This window comes from Bacillus cereus group sp. BfR-BA-01380 (assembly GCF_022663535.1).
In the GTDB taxonomy this organism is placed as follows: Bacteria; Bacillota; Bacilli; order Bacillales; family Bacillaceae_G; genus Bacillus_A; species Bacillus_A cereus_BB.
Genome location: NZ_JAKUFS010000006.1, coordinates 161,019 through 177,333 on the forward strand (window position 1 = coordinate 161,019; position 16,315 = coordinate 177,333).

Sequence of the window (16,315 nt, forward strand, 5' to 3'; positions counted from 1 at the left end):
CTACTCCTCGTCCATTCATTAAATGAAATGTAAGAAATGTAATAGCGGTAATACAAATAGCCAACTATCAGTGCGATCGAGTATACCGCCATGTCCTGGCAAAATTGTCCCCGAATCTTTCACACCGTAATGACGCTTAAACGCTGACTCTACTAAGTCTCCAATTTGTCCAAATACAGAAATTGCAATCGTTACTCCAATTAGCCCAACGATATTTTCCTCGACTGGAAAAAATATATTGTACACAACAGCTACTACAATACCGCATACAATACCGCCAAGAGATCCTTCAATCGTTTTATTTGGACTAATTTCAGGCCATAGTTTTCTTTTTCCCATCGCTTTTCCGATGAAATACGCTCCTGAATCCGTTGCCCAAATTACAAACAACGCATAAAATACGTACTGAATTCCTGCAATACGCGTTTCATTTAAATAAAAGAAACCCATCGCAACATACGTTGTTGCCATTAATAAAAATGCAGCATTGTCAAAAGTAAATGTATTCTTAGAAAGGACCGTATATGATAAAAGTAATAAGACAATTACAAATGTAATTTCTCCTTTTGATAAACCTATTGTTTCAAATACGTCCGGTACATTACTTGGAACTAAACTAACCCATAACAATAATGCTGCCAAAATTGCTGGTACAGAAATAATCGTTAGTTTATTCATTCGAATTAATTCATATAATCCAACAGAAGCTAATGCATACACTAAAATTGTAAAAGGCACGCCACCGTAAAATACGATGGGGATGAATAGTGCGGCAGCAATCACTCCAGTAATTATTCTCTGTTTCACTACCAAACCCTCTCTTTCTACACGCCTCCAAATCTGCGACCTCTATTTTGGAAGTCAGTAATTGACTGTAATAAATGTTCCTCCGTAAAATCTGGCCAATATACATCGGTAAAACAAAATTCTGTATAAGCAATTTGCCATAACATAAAATTACTTATACGAAGTTCACCACTTGTTCGGATTAGTAAATCAGGATCAGGCAATGTTCTTGTCATTAAGTACGAAGAAATCGTTTCTTCTGTTATGTCTTCAGAACGAAGTTTCCCTTCCTCACTATCCTTCACCATATTTTGTACAGCAGACACAATTTCATCACGACTTCCATAGTTTAACGCAAAATTTAAAATTAACCCCGTGTTTTCTTTTGTATCTTCAACTGCTTTTTCCATCGCTCTTCTCGTATAATCCGGAAGCCGATCCTTTTGTCCTATCACACGTACTTGTACATTTTCTTCAACAAGCTCCGGTAAAAATGTACCTAGAAACTCTTCAGGAAGTTTCATTAAATAATCCACTTCCACTTTTGGTCTTTTCCAGTTCTCTGTAGAGAAGGCATAAAGAGTCAATACTTTAACACCAAGCTTACTAGCAAACTTCGTAATTTTCTTTACGACTTGCATCCCTTCATGATGACCTGCAATACGAGGCATTGCTCTTCTTTTCGCCCATCTTCCATTACCATCCATAATGATTGCAATATGCGCTGGAATTTCTCCTTTTTTTGCTTCTTCTACGAGATGATCAAACGACGCAATCTTATTGCCTTTAAAAAAAGGAAGTTTTCTAAACATCATTCAAACCCTCCAACGAGCAGACATATGCCTAAAAGTGTAAAAAGACCCCCTTAAGAAGAGGGTCATATTTGCGAAAGTTTCGCGATTACACTTCCATAATTTCTTTTTCTTTGTTTTTTGTAACTTCGTCAACTTTTACGATATACTTATCTGTTTCTTTTTGGATATCTTCTGTATATCCTCTTAAGTCATCTTCTGTAATATCGCCGTTTTTCTCAAGTTTCTTTAAATCATCATTTGCATCGCGGCGAACGTTACGAACAGCTACTTTTGCATCTTCAGAATATTTCTTTACAACTTTAACAAGTTCACGACGACGTTCCTCTGTTAACGCAGGAAATGCGATACGAATAACAGTACCATCATTTGAAGGATTCAATCCTAAATCAGCTTTTAAAATCGCCTTCTCAATATCACCGATAGATGTCTTATCATACGGTTGAATAACTAGCAAACGTGCTTCTGGCACTGTGATATTTGCTAATTGTACAACTGGCGTTGGTGCACCGTAGTAATCTACTTGTACTTTATCTAATACAGCAGCACTCGCACGACCTGCACGAACTGTTGAAAGTTCACGAGAATATGCCGCAACTGCTTTTTCCATTTTTTCTTTTGCATTATTCATTACTTGTTGTGCCATTTTATTTCCCCCTTACAATTGTTCCAATATTTTCGCCGAGAACGGCACGCTTAATATTTCCTTCTTCCATAATTGAGAATACAATTAGTGGAATATCATTGTCCATACATAAAGAAGAAGCTGTAGAATCCATTACACCTAAACCTTCTTTTAAGACATCTAAATATGTAAGTGTCTCATATTTTGTCGCTGTTTCATCAACAGTTGGATCTGCACTATATACGCCATCTACATTATTTTTTGCCATTAAAATAACATCAGCCTCAATCTCAGCTGCGCGTAATGCCGCTGTTGTATCAGTAGAGAAGTAAGGGTTACCTGTACCTGCTGCAAAAATCACAACACGTTTCTTCTCTAAATGACGATTCGCTTTACGACGAATGTAAGGCTCTGCTACTTGGCGCATTTCAATAGAAGTTTGCACACGTGTTTGAACTCCTAAATTTTCCAAGCTATCTTGAAGAGCTAAAGAATTCATTACTGTTGCTAACATACCCATGTAGTCGGCTGTTGCACGGTCCATTCCCATCTCGCTCCCGATTTTCCCACGCCAAATGTTACCGCCACCAACAACGACTGCAATTTCTACATCAAGCTCAGCTATTTCTTTTACTTGCTGTGCAACAGATTTAATAACAGACGGGTTAATTCCAAACCCTTTATCTCCAGCTAAAGCTTCCCCACTTAGCTTTAATACAACACGATTATATTTCGGCTTACTCATAATGAACCTCCAGTACTTGCATCTTTATTTTAAAAAAGGGAACACAATGTGTCCCCCAATCTTTATTAGTTGTTACCTTTTACTTGGTTCATTACTTCTTCAGCAAAGTTGTCTTCGCGTTTTTCGATTCCTTCACCAACAGCATAGCGAACGAATCCTTTTAATGTTCCGCCTTTAGACTCAATGAACTGACGAACTTTCATATCAGGGTTTTTAACGAATGCTTGGTCAAGTAAGCAAATCTCTTCGAAGAATTTGCCAAGACGACCTTCAACCATTTTCGCAACGATTTTTTCTGGCTTGCCTTCGTTTAAAGCTTGTTGTGTTAATACTTGACGCTCATGCTCAACTTCTTCAGCTGTTACAGCATCGCGGTCGATGTATTTAGGATTAACTGCTGCAATGTGCATTGCTACATCTTTAGCAGCCGCTTCATCTGTAGAACCTTCAAGAACTGTTAATACACCAATGCGTCCACCCATGTGTAGGTAAGCACCGAATGCATCTGCATCAGTTTTTGATACGATTTCGAAACGACGAAGTGTAAGTTTTTCACCAATTTTAGCGATTGCTTCGTTGATGTGCTCTTCTACTGTTTTGCCGTTTGCAATTGTTTGAGCCATAGCTTCTTCAATGTTAGCAGGTTTTTTAGCTAATAAGTGAGCAGCTAATTCTTTAATTAATGCTTGGAAACCTTCGTTTTTCGCAACGAAATCAGTTTCAGAGTTTAATTCTAAGATTAAAGCGTCGTTACCGTTTGCTTCGATGTAAGTTAAACCTTCAGCAGCAATGCGGTCTGCTTTTTTCGCAGCTTTCGCAATACCTTTCTCACGTAGGAAGTCAATTGCTTTCTCCATGTCACCGTTAGTTTCTGTTAGCGCTTTTTTGCAATCCATCATACCTGCGCCAGTTTTTTCGCGAAGTTCTTTTACCATTTGTGCAGTAATTGCCATACTTTTCATCCTCCTAAAATATGTATATACCTTAAAAAAGGTGATAAAAGGCCTACCCCCTTATCACCTTTCTAAATTTGTTACGCAGTAACAGTTTCTTCACCTTGTTTTGCTTCAAGGATCGCGTCTGCCATTTTAGATGTAAGAAGTTTTACAGCACGAATTGCATCATCGTTTGCTGGGATTACATGATCGATTTCATCTGGATCACAGTTTGTATCAACGATACCGATGATTGGAATGTTTAATTTGCGTGCTTCAGCAACTGCGATACGCTCTTTACGAGGGTCTACTACGAATAATGCATCTGGAAGACCTTTCATATCTTTAATGCCGCCTAAGAATTTTTCAAGACGCTCTAGTTCTTTCTTAAGTTGTACAACTTCTTTCTTAGGAAGTACTTCGAAAGTGCCATCTTCTTGCATTCTTTCGATGTCTTTAAGGCGTTTAATACGCTTTTGAATTGTTTGGAAGTTTGTTAACGTACCACCTAACCAACGTTGGTTAACGAAGTACATACCAGCGCGAGTTGCTTCTTCTTTAATAGCATCTTGTGCTTGTTTTTTTGTACCTACGAATAATACGTTACCGCCGTTAGCAGCGATGTCTCTCATTACGTTGAATGCTTCTTCAACTTTTTTCACAGTTTTTTGTAAGTCGATGATGTAGATACCGTTACGCTCTGTGAAAATGTAACGTTTCATTTTTGGGTTCCAACGACGAGTTTGATGTCCGAAGTGAACACCAGCTTCAAGCAATTGCTTCATAGAAATTACTGACATAATTTAGTTCCTCCTAAATGGTTTTTGATATCCTCCGTTCACTTCATCTTTAAGCGAAACTACAAGCGTAGCACCAACACTTAAATCAATGAACGTGTGTACTTTGTACTGACACCACTGACAACTATATCACAACAAAATATCACAATCAAGTCGAAAATACATGCATTGAGAAACTTTCTTTTTCGTTTCTCAATTTTTATTACTAAATGATGTACGCACTCTTTATCTATAAATCCATTTTAATTTTCCGACATCTTTGTCTAGCTCCAGCGGCTATGCAGAATACAACATGACCTGTACTTGCTTGCTCCCTTTGTTTTAAATCTCGCATGTGGCAGGAAATGGCCCTGACCGCTTCTACGCACGGCCAGATGCTCTCGTCCTCCCCTAAAAGAAAAGGGGGGGGTATGTCGTTTTTTAACTTATATACAGTATTACCATTTCTCATTATTTTTAAGCTGTTTTAATGATAGAGTGACACTTCCAATAGCAAACTCTTATAACAACAAAAAAGAACTCTTCTGCATGATGCAGAAGAGTTCTTCATTTATGAAAATTAGTTTGTTTTTAATTTTGCAAGTTCATGTAAAAACTTGTCATTTAATACTTTGATGTATGTTCCTTTCATACCTAAAGAACGAGATTCAATTACACCAGCACTTTCTAATTTACGAAGTGCGTTTACAATTACAGAACGTGTAATACCTACACGATCAGCAATTTTACTTGCAACAAGTAAACCTTCTGTTCCATTTAACTCTTCGAAAATATGTTCAATTGCTTCTAGTTCACTGTATGATAATGAGCTAATCGCCATTTGTACAACCGCTTTACTACGTGCTTCTTCTTCAATTTCTTCCGCTTTTTCACGTAGAATTTCCATACCTACTACAGTAGCACTATATTCAGCAAGAATTAAATCATCATCTAAAAATTCTTGACCAAGACGCGCCAATACTAATGTACCTAGACGCTCACCACCACCAACAATTGGTACAATTGTTGTTAAACCTTGACCAAATAACTCTCTGTTTTCTACAGGGAACGCTGTATACTCACTGCTTACTTCTAAGTTTGGAGATGTTTCAGTTACATTGAATAAGTTCTTTGTATATTCTTCTGGGAACTGACGCTCAGCAAGCATTTGTTTCATGCGCTCGTTTTCGATTTGTTGGTGGATTGCATATCCTAATAATTTTCCGCGACGACTTACAACAAACACGTTTGCCTCAATTACTTCACACATTGTGTCAGCCATTTCTCTAAAGTTTACTGGTTTTCCTGCTGCGCTCTGTAATAACGCATTTAACTTTCTTGTTTTTGCTAATAATTCCATTTCTAAATTTCCTCCTACACATTATTCACATACTTTTAATCATTTGAAAACTAGGGCGAGTCACCTGATGATACTATTACAAAATAAACTGGCTCACATCTTTATTTTTAGCAATCGTCGCTAATTTTTCCTCTACATACTGAGGTGTTATCGTTACCTTTTCTAACGTAATTTCAGATGCTTCAAACGATAAATCTTCAAGAAGTTTTTCCATAACGGTATGAAGCCTTCTTGCTCCAATATTATCTGTATCTTGATTGACTTGATAAGCAATCTCGGCAATCTTACGAATAGCTTCGTCAGAAAATTCAATTTCTATACCTTCAGTTTCCAATAATGCTATATATTGTTTTACTAAAGCATTATCTGGCTCTACAAGAATTTTCACAAAATCGTCCGCTGACAATTTTGTCAACTCTACGCGAATTGGGAATCTTCCTTGCAGTTCTGGAATTAAATCTGACGGCTTTGACATATGAAAAGCGCCCGCTGCAACGAATAAAACATAATCCGTTCTGATCGGTCCATATTTTGTCACAACAGTCGATCCTTCCACAATCGGTAAGATGTCTCGTTGCACACCTTCACGTGATACATCAACGCTATTCGATTGTTTACCAGCAATTTTGTCAATCTCATCAATAAAAATAATCCCAAGCTGTTCAGCACGATAAACTGCTTCTTGTGTAACTTCATCCATATCAATTAAGCGCTGTGCCTCTTCATTTGTCAAGACTTTTCTTGCCTCTTTTACAGAAAGTTTACGTTTTTTTGTTTTTTTCGGCATAAAACTTCCAAGCGCATCTTGAAAATTCATGCCCATCTGTTCCATTCCTGTACCTTGGAGCATATCGAACATAGAGGATTGCTGTTCTGTCACTTCAATTGTAATCAGTTCATCTTCGAGTAAACCAGCAGCAAGCTGCTTTTCTACCTCTTTTCGTTTTTGTTCAACATCTCTCTCATCTTGCTGTTCCGATGTTGGAGTTGTGTTTTGATTTTGATATCCACCAAATAACATTTCTAACGGATTTTTAAATCCTGATTCTTTTTGTTTATGCGGTACTAAAATTTCAACAATTCGTTGATTGGCTTGTTCTTCCGCTTTGTCTGTAACATGAATCATTTTTTCTTCTTTTACAATTCGAACAGAAGTTTCCACAAGATCACGAACCATAGATTCAACATCTCGACCAACATAGCCTACTTCTGTAAATTTTGTTGCCTCTACTTTAATGAAAGGAGCGCCCACAAGCTTTGCAATTCGCCTTGCTACTTCTGTTTTCCCAACGCCAGTCGGTCCAATCATTAAAATGTTTTTTGGTGCAATTTCATCGCGAAGTCCTTCTGCCAATTTACTGCGGCGATAACGATTTCTAAGCGCCACTGCAACTGCTTTTTTCGCATCTTTTTGACCAATAATATATTGATCTAACTTTTCTACAATTTGTCGCGGAGTAAAATGTAAATGCATATAAAATGCCTCCCTTACAGTTCTACAGTTCTACAGTTCTTCCACAATAATATTTTCGTTTGTATATACACAAATATTGCTAGCAATTTCTAAGCTCGCCTTTGCAATTTCTCTCGCTGTAAAATGGGAACCTGCATGTTGTTTTAAAGCGCGTCCTGCTGCAAGTGCATAATGCCCACCAGAACCAATTGCTAAAATGCCATCGTCTGGTTCAATTACTTCACCCGTTCCCGAAACAAGCAACAGCGTATTTTTATCCATAACAATTAACATTGCCTCTAATTGGCGAAGCATCTTATCTCCCCGCCACTGCTTCGCCATTTCTACCGCAGCTCGCTGTAAATTACCATTGTATTCTTCAAGCTTTCCTTCGAACATCTCAAATAGTGTAAAGGCATCTGCCACAGATCCTGCAAAACCAGCTAACACTTTACCATGAAATAACTTTCGAACTTTACGAGCTGTATGCTTCATAACAACAGCATTTCCAAGCGTAACTTGCCCGTCACCAGCCATTGCACATTCTCCATTATGGTGAATCCCAAATATCGTTGTAGCATGGAAGTTTCCCATAGAAAAAACTCCTTTATTTATTTTTATCCTAAAGCTAACAAGCAATTAGACTCCAACCTCAAAATTCTGACAAATCGAAAAACAAGAGATTAACTTCCCGTTAGAGCCCGATTGGTTCAACTAACTATTAGTAAGGGAGAAAAAACTCCCTCCATGAATAGAAGTTTCACTTTATCGCTTTTAAAAACAATTTATGCGCGAGGATGGTGCATCATGTAAACGGAGCGTAATCTTTCTTTTGAGACGTGCGTATAAATTTGTGTCGCCGATAAATTCTCATGTCCTAATAATTCTTGTATAGCCCTTAAATCCGCCCCTTCATTTAACATATGAGTTGCAAATGTATGTCTTAACATATGCGGACTTATATGCATTGTAAGAGATGTTTTTTTTATTAGTTCATTTAAAATATATCGAACACCTCGATCAGTTAACGGTTTGCCTTTCGCATTTAAAAATACCGCTTGCGAGTGTTCTAGCGATTTTTTCTCTAATTGTTTTCTCCCATTTTCTATGTAAGTTAGTAAAGCATCTTGTGCATAACTTCCAAAGAGAACATAGCGTTGTTTCTTTCCTTTTCCCGTTACCAAAATCGTACCTGTTGAAAAATCAATATCCGTAAGCTGAAGAGTTACGAATTCGCTTACACGAATCCCCGTCGCATACATAAGCTCCAATAAAGCTTGATCTCGTTGCCCTAGTGGTTTAGAAGTATCCGAAACTTCAAATAACTTTTCTAACTCTTCATCATACAAAAATTTTGGAATTGACCATTCTTTTTTTGGGAGTGATGCAAGTGCAAATGGATTATCTTCCCGATATCCTTCACGCATCAAGAAGCGGTACAAACTTCGTAAACTCGAGATTTTTCGCGCTACAGACTTCCTTGCTAACTTTTTATTATGCAAAGTTGTTAAATATAAACGAACATCAACGTACGTAACATCCTCAAAAGTCAAAATACCTTCTTGCCTCATAAATTGTACAAAATGTTCTAAATCATTTTGATAACTTGCAATTGTATATTTTGAATAATTTCTTTCAATTTGTAAATATCCGACGAATAATTGTAACATTTTATTCACATTTTCATTCATACTCTTCACCTCAATAAAGGCTACTAAATCGTATCACAACTTAGTAGCCTTTGCAAGAAACTTGACTAAATATTTACAAAATTTTGAATTGTTTCTAATGCGCGATTTGCATATGCTTCATTACGCTCTTGCTTCTTTTTAATTTTCTTTTCTAACGGTGCAAATAGCCCGAAATTCGCATTCATCGGTTGGAAGTTTTTCGCATTCGTCGTTGTAATGTAATTCGCCATACTCCCCATTGCTGTTACTGCTGGTAACACAACCGGTTCTTCACCTTTCACAAGACGAGCTGCATTTATGCCTGCTAATAAGCCCGAAGCTGCTGATTCTACATATCCCTCTACTCCAGTCATCTGTCCTGCAAAGAATAAATCATTACGATTTTTATATTGGTACGTTGGACGAAGTAATTTCGGTGAATTAATAAATGTATTACGATGCATCACACCGTAACGTACGATTTCTGCATTTTCTAGTCCAGGAATCAATTGCAACACTTCTTTTTGTGGTCCCCACTTTAAGTGTGTTTGGAAACCAACAATATTGTATAATGTTCCTGCTGCATCATCTTGACGTAATTGAACAACAGCATACGGTGTTTTCCCTGTTTTCGGGTCTTCTAACCCAACAGGTTTCATCGGTCCAAATACTAATGTTTGTCTCCCGCGACTTGCCATGACTTCTACCGGCATACACCCTTCAAAGAAAACTTCCTTCTCGAATTCTTTTAATGGCACTGTTTCTGCAGCAATTAACGCATCATAAAAACGGTTAAATTCTTCCTCTGTCATTGGACAGTTTAAATATGCCGCTTCCCCTTTATCATAACGGGATTTTAAGTATACTTTCTCCATATCAATGCTATCTTTTTCCACAATCGGCGCTGCTGCATCATAGAAATAAAAATAATCCTCACCTGTTAGCTCTTTCAGTTGCGCTGCTAGACCTGATGAAGTAAGAGGCCCTGTTGCAATCACAGTAGGTCCTTCTGGAATTTCTGTAATTTCTTCATTCACTACCGTCACGTTCGGATGATTTTTCACATATTCCGTTACCTTAGTTGCAAATTCATGACGGTCAACAGCTAACGCACCGCCTGCTGGCACAGAACATTCGTCTGCTGCACGAATAATAACAGAATCCATACGGCGCATCTCTTCTTTAATTACACCAACCGCGTTTGTTAATGTATTTGCACGAAGTGAGTTACTGCATACAAGCTCAGCAAATTTATCCGTATGATGAGCTGGTGTTTGTTTTACTGGTCGCATTTCATATAACCTTACTTGAACCCCGCGCTTTGCGATTTGATAAGCTGCTTCACTTCCCGCAAGACCTGCGCCAATTACGTTTACTACTTGTGTTGTCATATGTCTCACCTTTCTTTTTTCATTTCCCGAAAAAAATGTGAGCTGGTAGGCTCACATTTGTTGTTCTTCTTCATAATCACAAGAAATACACTGTACCTGAACGCCTTTTTTCAACTTCTTCTCAACAAGCATACCTTCACACTTTGGACATTTCCGACCAATTGGTTTATCCCAAGAAACGAAGTCACACTCCGGATATGTACCGCAGCCGTAAAAAAGACGTTTCTTTTTGTTGCTTCGTCGTTCGATAATTTGTCCTTCATTACATTTTGGACATGTAACACCGATTTCTTTTACAATCGGTTTCGTATTTCGGCAATCCGGAAAATTAGAACAAGCCATGAACTTTCCGAATTTCCCCATTTTGAAGACCATTGGATTACCACACAGTTCACAGTCTTCCCCAGCAGGTTCATCTTTAATTTCTACTTCGCGCATTTCTTTCTCAGCTTTCTCTAAACGCGGTTCAAACTCTTTGTAGAAATCATCGACAATTTGTACCCAATTTGCTTTTCCCTCTTCCACTTCATCAAGATTTTGCTCCATATTAGCTGTAAACTCAATGTTAATAATTTCAGGGAAAAACTCTAAAATAAGTTCGATTACAATTTCGCCAAGTTCAGTCGGAACAAATCGCTTATTGTCTAACCCTACGTACCCGCGTTTTTGAATTGTTTCTAGCGTCGGTACATATGTAGACGGTCTACCAATTCCAAGTTCCTCTAGCGTTTTTACTAACCGTGCCTCTGTATAACGCGGCGGCGGCTGTGTAAAGTGTTGTTTCGGTTCGACATCTTTTGAAAAGACCGTTTCTCCTATTTCTAGATGCGGTAACATTTTATCCTTCTCTTCTGTCCCGTCATCTTTCGATTCCACGTATACCTTCATAAATCCCGAAAATTTCACAACAGATCCATGCGCACGAAATTGAACAGAATTGTTTATCAGTGTAGCTGTAACGGTATCCATTATAGCAGATGACATTTGACTTGCAACAAATCGCTCCCAAATCAGTTTATATAAACGATATTGGTCACGGCTCAAATAACTTTTTAGTTCGTCTGGCTTACGCAAAACAGATGACGGGCGAATTGCTTCGTGCGCATCTTGTGCGTTTGCTTTTTTCGTTTCTTTCTTTTTTTGTGCTCCGATGTAGTCTGCACCAAATGCTTCTTCAATATAAGAACGTGCTTCTTGCTGTGCCGTTTCTGAAATTCTCGTCGAATCCGTTCTCATATATGTAATTAAACCAACTGTTCCTTGCTTTCCAACATCAATACCTTCATAAAGTTGCTGCGCAAGCATCATCGTTTTCTTTGCTCGCATATTTAACTTTCTCGCAGCTTCTTGTTGCAGAGAAGATGTCGTAAATGGTGATGCCGGATTACGTTTTCGCTCTTTTTTCGTTACACTTTCAACCGAAAAAGCATTTTCTTGCATTTTTTCAATGACTTCATTTACTTGTTGTTCATTTGTTAATTCTACTTTTTCCCCGTTTATTCCATAAAAGGATGCTTCAAACGTCTCTTTCCCTTTTACAAATTCGGTTTTAATTGTCCAAAATTCTTCTGGGATAAACGCTTGAATTTCTTTTTCGCGATCTATAATTAAGCGAACTGCAACAGACTGCACACGACCTGCACTTAATCCTTTTTTTACTTTCTTCCATAATAAAGGACTAATATTATAACCAACAAGTCTATCAAGTACACGTCTCGCTTGCTGTGCATCCACTAAATCCATATTAATTGCACGAGGATGTTTAAAGGATTCTTTAATCGCATCTTTTGTAATTTCATTGAATACAACTCGGCAATCCGACTCTACATCTACATTCAGCGTATTTGCTAAATGCCAAGCAATCGCTTCTCCTTCGCGATCTGGATCGGCTGCAAGATACACTTTTTTTGCTTTTTTTGCCGCTGTTTTCAAATCTTTTAAAACAGGCCCTTTACCACGAATGGTAATATACTTCGGGGTGAAATTATTTTTCACTTCTATCCCCATTTGGCTTTTAGGTAAATCGCGAACATGGCCCATAGACGCGACTACTTTGTATTTTTTCCCTAAATATTTTTCAATAGTTTTCGCCTTAGAAGGCGACTCCACGATTACAAGGTAATCTGACATGCTAGTGCCTCCTTAAGAGGTGGATTCAAGTCTTCGTCTTTATTCACACAAAAGTTCCTTCCTCAAAGTTCCTGAAACCTTTTTGGATGGATTATTGACTAATATTATTGATTTCTCTCGTTTTTGTCAATCAACAATGAATATAACATACAGTGACTATCTACTATTTGTCAATAATTGTTTAATAAAAAACATGAAATATACTATATACATCTAAATTTAAAAACGACTTAAAACACTTTCTTTTTAGGTGGGCGAGAGCATCTGGCCATGCATAGTAGCGGTCAGGGCCTTTCTCTGCCACACGCGAGGTTTAAAACACAAGGTAGAAAGCAGGAGCGGGTTATGTTTTATTTTACGTGACAAGGATATATAGATAAATTTAGAAATATAAGTTGAGAAAACGAAAGAAAACCCTCTTTCTTTTTAGCCGCGCGAGAGCATCTGGCCATGCATAGTAGCGGTCAGGGCCTTTTTCTGCCACACGCGAAGTACAAACAAAGGAATAATCCATATGTCGAAAAATCAAAATGGATTCATATTATAATTTGAAAGTTCTTCCATCACATCTTCGGCACATTGAACTAATTTTGCTCCTTGTTGAATGAGCTGATTCGTTCCAACCGCACTCTCAATATAATTAGGACCTGGCATGGCAAATACTTCTCTATTTTGCTCTAATGCGTAATCTACTGTTATAAGAGAACCACTCCGCACTTTCGCCTCTACTACAAGAACCCCTTGACAAAGCCCGCTTACAATACGGTTTCGCCTCGGAAAATACCATTTTTGCGGTGCATAATGCGGGGGGTACTCCGTTACAAGCAAGATTTGTGCTTTCCATTTTTCATAAAAATCTTGATTCTTCTTTGGATACATATATTGTAAACCGTGTCCTAATACTGCAATTGTCGCAAAGTGATGTTCTACTGCAATTTCATGAGCAATTGTATCAATTCCATTTGCAAGACCACTCACGATTAGCCATTCATCGCTCATAAGCGGTTGTAAAATAGATTGTATGCTTCCTTTTCCATATAAAGACGGATTTCTCGTTCCAACAACAGCTAATTTTTTTGTCGATTGTAATATTTCTTTCTTTCCCTTTCCATATAAAATAAACGGGGGATCAGGAATTTGGCGCAATAAACTCGGATAATCATCATCCCATATCGTCATATAAAAAACGTGTTCATCTTGTAATTGTTGAACGCAGAAAAAAGGGGATGTTTTTTGGAGATAAGAAGCAAGTGCAGAGGCTTTTTGCATAGGCAGTCCAAGATGTTTTTCAATTTGGGTAGCTTGAAAGGAGTAAATATCCGCTAACTGCGGATCAATAGCTAATAAGCGCCTCAGTACTTTCCACTGATCTGCCAAGCAGTAGTGAAGATGCAATAATCTTTCACGTTTCATAGTCATTCTCCTTACCCATAATTATTATTATGTTAACTTTAAAAGGGATAAAAGACACCCTCTATTACAGAAGGTGTCTTTCTAAAAGATTAATAATTTTTACAAGTTTCAAATAAGCCTTTTTCTTTTAAAACAGAAATTAAAGTTTCACCCATAACAGCTGGTGTTTCAGCAACTTTAATACCGCATGCTTCCATTGTTTTAATCTTTTCAGCAGCTGTACCTTTACCACCAGAAATAATCGCACCAGCATGGCCCATGCGTTTCCCTGGAGGTGCTGTTTGCCCACCGATAAAGCCGACAACAGGTTTCGTCATGTTCGCTTGTACCCATTCAGCAGCTTCTTCTTCTGCCGTTCCACCAATTTCACCAATCATAATAACAGCATGTGTCTCTTCATCTTCATTGAATGCTTTTAATGCATCGATGAAGTTTGTGCCATTTACAGGGTCACCACCGATACCAACTGCAGTTGATTGGCCGATTCCTTCTTGTGTTAATTGATGTACAGCTTCATATGTTAACGTACCTGAACGAGATACAATGCCAACATGACCTTTTTTATGAATATATCCTGGCATAATACCAATCTTACACTCATCTGGCGTAATAACACCTGGGCAGTTTGGTCCAAGAAGACGTGTCTTTTTGCCTTGCATATACTTCTTAACTTTTACCATATCGAGTACTGGGATACCTTCTGTGATACATACTACTAAATCAAGTTCTGCATCAACAGCTTCCATAATTGCATCCGCAGCAAAAGCAGGTGGAACGTATACAACAGAAGCGTTCGCACCTGTTGATTTTGCAGCATCTTCTACTGTATTAAATACTGGTACACCTTCAATTTCAGTGCCACCTTTACCAGGCGTTACACCACCGACAATTTTTGTGCCATACTCAATCATTTGTTTTGTATGGAATAATCCTTGAGAACCTGTAATACCTTGTACAATAACTTTTGTATTTTTATTAACTAATACGCTCATTTTTTCTCCCCCCGCTTTCTATTAGCCTACTAGTGAAACAATTTTTTGTGCACCGTCTGCCATAGATTCTGCTGCAACAATATTTAAGCCGGATTCATTTAAAATTTTCTTTCCTAGCTCTACATTTGTACCTTCTAAACGAACAACAAGTGGTAATTCCAGTCCTACTTGTTTTGTCGCTTCAATAACACCTTCTGCAATTACATCACATTTCATAATACCGCCAAAAATGTTAACGAAAATACCTTTTACATTTTTGTCAGAAAGAATAATTTTGAAAGCTTCTGTAACTTTTTCAGCTGTAGCACCGCCACCTACATCTAAGAAGTTAGCTGGGTCACCGCTATAATGTTTAATAATATCCATCGTTGCCATTGCAAGTCCTGCACCATTTACCATACAACCAATATTTCCGTCTAATGAAATATAGTTTAGGTCATACTTAGAAGCTTCAACTTCTTTTGGATCTTCTTCATCAAGATCACGAAGCTCTAAAATATCTTTATGGCGATATAAAGCATTAGAATCAAAGTTTAGTTTTGCATCTAACGCCATAACTTTTCCGTCACCTGTTGTAACAAGCGGGTTAATTTCTGCAATAGAACAGTCTTTTTCAATAAACGCACGGTATAAGCCCATCATAAACTTTACAGCTTGTCCAACAAGCTCATTTGGAATATTGATATTAAACGCAATACGACGCGCCTGGAAGCCTTGCAGGCCTACCGCAGGATCAATATATTCTTTAAAGATCTTTTCTGGTGTTCTCTCTGCTACTTCCTCGATTTCTGTTCCGCCTTCCTCAGACGCCATTAACACAACTTGAGAAGTCGCACGATCTAACACAAGACCAACATAATACTCTTTTTTAATGTCGCATCCTTCTTCGATAAGTAAGCGCTTTACTTCTTTACCTTCAGGACCCGTTTGATGGGTTACAAGTGTTTTCCCTAGAATTTCCTCTGCATATGTACGAACTTCATCTAAATTCTTTGCTACTTTTACACCGCCAGCTTTGCCGCGTCCGCCAGCATGAATTTGTGCTTTTACTACACATACACTCGTTCCTAATTCTTTCGCTGCTTCTACAGCTTCTTCTACTGTAAAGGCAACCTTCCCGTTCGGAACACTTACCCCATAGTTTTTAAGGACTTCTTTACCCTGATATTCGTGGATATTCATGGTCCCATCCTCCCCTATTTTCCTGTTTTACTCGAAAAGTTT

At 38.0% G+C, this 16,315-nt stretch carries 15 protein-coding genes; all 15 read right to left on the reverse strand.

The window, feature by feature from the left end:
* Positions 1-18 precede the first annotated feature (18 nt).
* On the reverse strand, positions 19-807 hold the full coding sequence (locus tag MR076_RS08085; RefSeq protein WP_242219489.1) for a phosphatidate cytidylyltransferase: 789 nt from the start codon (positions 805-807) through the stop codon (positions 19-21).
* A gap of 17 nt (positions 808-824) precedes the next feature.
* Positions 825-1,601 carry an isoprenyl transferase gene (locus MR076_RS08090; RefSeq protein ID WP_242219490.1) on the reverse strand — a complete coding sequence of 259 codons (777 nt, stop codon included), beginning with the start codon at positions 1,599-1,601 and terminating at the stop codon, positions 825-827.
* An 85-nt stretch (positions 1,602-1,686) separates the two neighbouring features.
* On the reverse strand, positions 1,687-2,244 hold the full coding sequence (gene frr, locus MR076_RS08095; protein WP_035428976.1) for a ribosome recycling factor: 558 nt from the start codon (positions 2,242-2,244) through the stop codon (positions 1,687-1,689).
* A gap of 1 nt (position 2,245) precedes the next feature.
* On the reverse strand, positions 2,246-2,968 hold the full coding sequence (gene pyrH / locus MR076_RS08100; protein WP_242219492.1) for a UMP kinase: 723 nt from the start codon (positions 2,966-2,968) through the stop codon (positions 2,246-2,248).
* Positions 2,969-3,033: 65 nt separating this feature from the next.
* Positions 3,034-3,921, reverse strand: coding sequence for a translation elongation factor Ts (gene tsf, locus MR076_RS08105; protein WP_242219494.1), 888 nt, complete (start codon positions 3,919-3,921; stop codon positions 3,034-3,036).
* 80 nt (positions 3,922-4,001) lie between these two features.
* Positions 4,002-4,703, reverse strand: coding sequence for a 30S ribosomal protein S2 (gene rpsB, locus MR076_RS08110; protein ID WP_090912758.1), 702 nt, complete (start codon positions 4,701-4,703; stop codon positions 4,002-4,004).
* A 559-nt stretch (positions 4,704-5,262) separates the two neighbouring features.
* A complete protein-coding gene (gene codY / locus MR076_RS08115) occupies positions 5,263-6,042 on the reverse strand; it encodes a GTP-sensing pleiotropic transcriptional regulator CodY (RefSeq protein WP_242219496.1) in 780 nt (259 codons plus the stop codon).
* A 76-nt stretch (positions 6,043-6,118) separates the two neighbouring features.
* Positions 6,119-7,516: an ATP-dependent protease ATPase subunit HslU gene (gene hslU, locus MR076_RS08120; protein WP_242219498.1), complete on the reverse strand. Its 1,398-nt coding sequence runs from the start codon at positions 7,514-7,516 to the stop codon at positions 6,119-6,121.
* A gap of 30 nt (positions 7,517-7,546) precedes the next feature.
* The gene (gene hslV / locus MR076_RS08125; RefSeq protein ID WP_090912750.1) at positions 7,547-8,089 is read right to left on the reverse strand and encodes an ATP-dependent protease subunit HslV; all 543 of its coding nucleotides are present in this window, start codon (positions 8,087-8,089) and stop codon (positions 7,547-7,549) included.
* A 191-nt stretch (positions 8,090-8,280) separates the two neighbouring features.
* Positions 8,281-9,186, reverse strand: coding sequence for a tyrosine recombinase XerC (gene xerC, locus MR076_RS08130; RefSeq protein WP_242219501.1), 906 nt, complete (start codon positions 9,184-9,186; stop codon positions 8,281-8,283).
* A 65-nt stretch (positions 9,187-9,251) separates the two neighbouring features.
* Positions 9,252-10,556, reverse strand: a complete 1,305-nt coding sequence (gene trmFO, locus MR076_RS08135; protein WP_242219503.1) for an FADH(2)-oxidizing methylenetetrahydrofolate--tRNA-(uracil(54)-C(5))-methyltransferase TrmFO — start codon at positions 10,554-10,556, stop codon at positions 9,252-9,254.
* Between the two features lie 51 nt (positions 10,557-10,607).
* On the reverse strand, positions 10,608-12,686 hold the full coding sequence (gene topA / locus MR076_RS08140; RefSeq protein ID WP_242219505.1) for a type I DNA topoisomerase: 2,079 nt from the start codon (positions 12,684-12,686) through the stop codon (positions 10,608-10,610).
* Between the two features lie 525 nt (positions 12,687-13,211).
* A complete protein-coding gene (gene dprA / locus MR076_RS08145) occupies positions 13,212-14,099 on the reverse strand; it encodes a DNA-processing protein DprA (RefSeq protein WP_242219506.1) in 888 nt (295 codons plus the stop codon).
* Between the two features lie 89 nt (positions 14,100-14,188).
* Positions 14,189-15,091 carry a succinate--CoA ligase subunit alpha gene (sucD, locus tag MR076_RS08150; protein WP_242219509.1) on the reverse strand — a complete coding sequence of 301 codons (903 nt, stop codon included), beginning with the start codon at positions 15,089-15,091 and terminating at the stop codon, positions 14,189-14,191.
* A 21-nt stretch (positions 15,092-15,112) separates the two neighbouring features.
* Positions 15,113-16,273, reverse strand: coding sequence for an ADP-forming succinate--CoA ligase subunit beta (gene sucC, locus MR076_RS08155; RefSeq protein ID WP_242219511.1), 1,161 nt, complete (start codon positions 16,271-16,273; stop codon positions 15,113-15,115).
* Between the last annotated feature and the right edge of the window lie 42 nt (positions 16,274-16,315).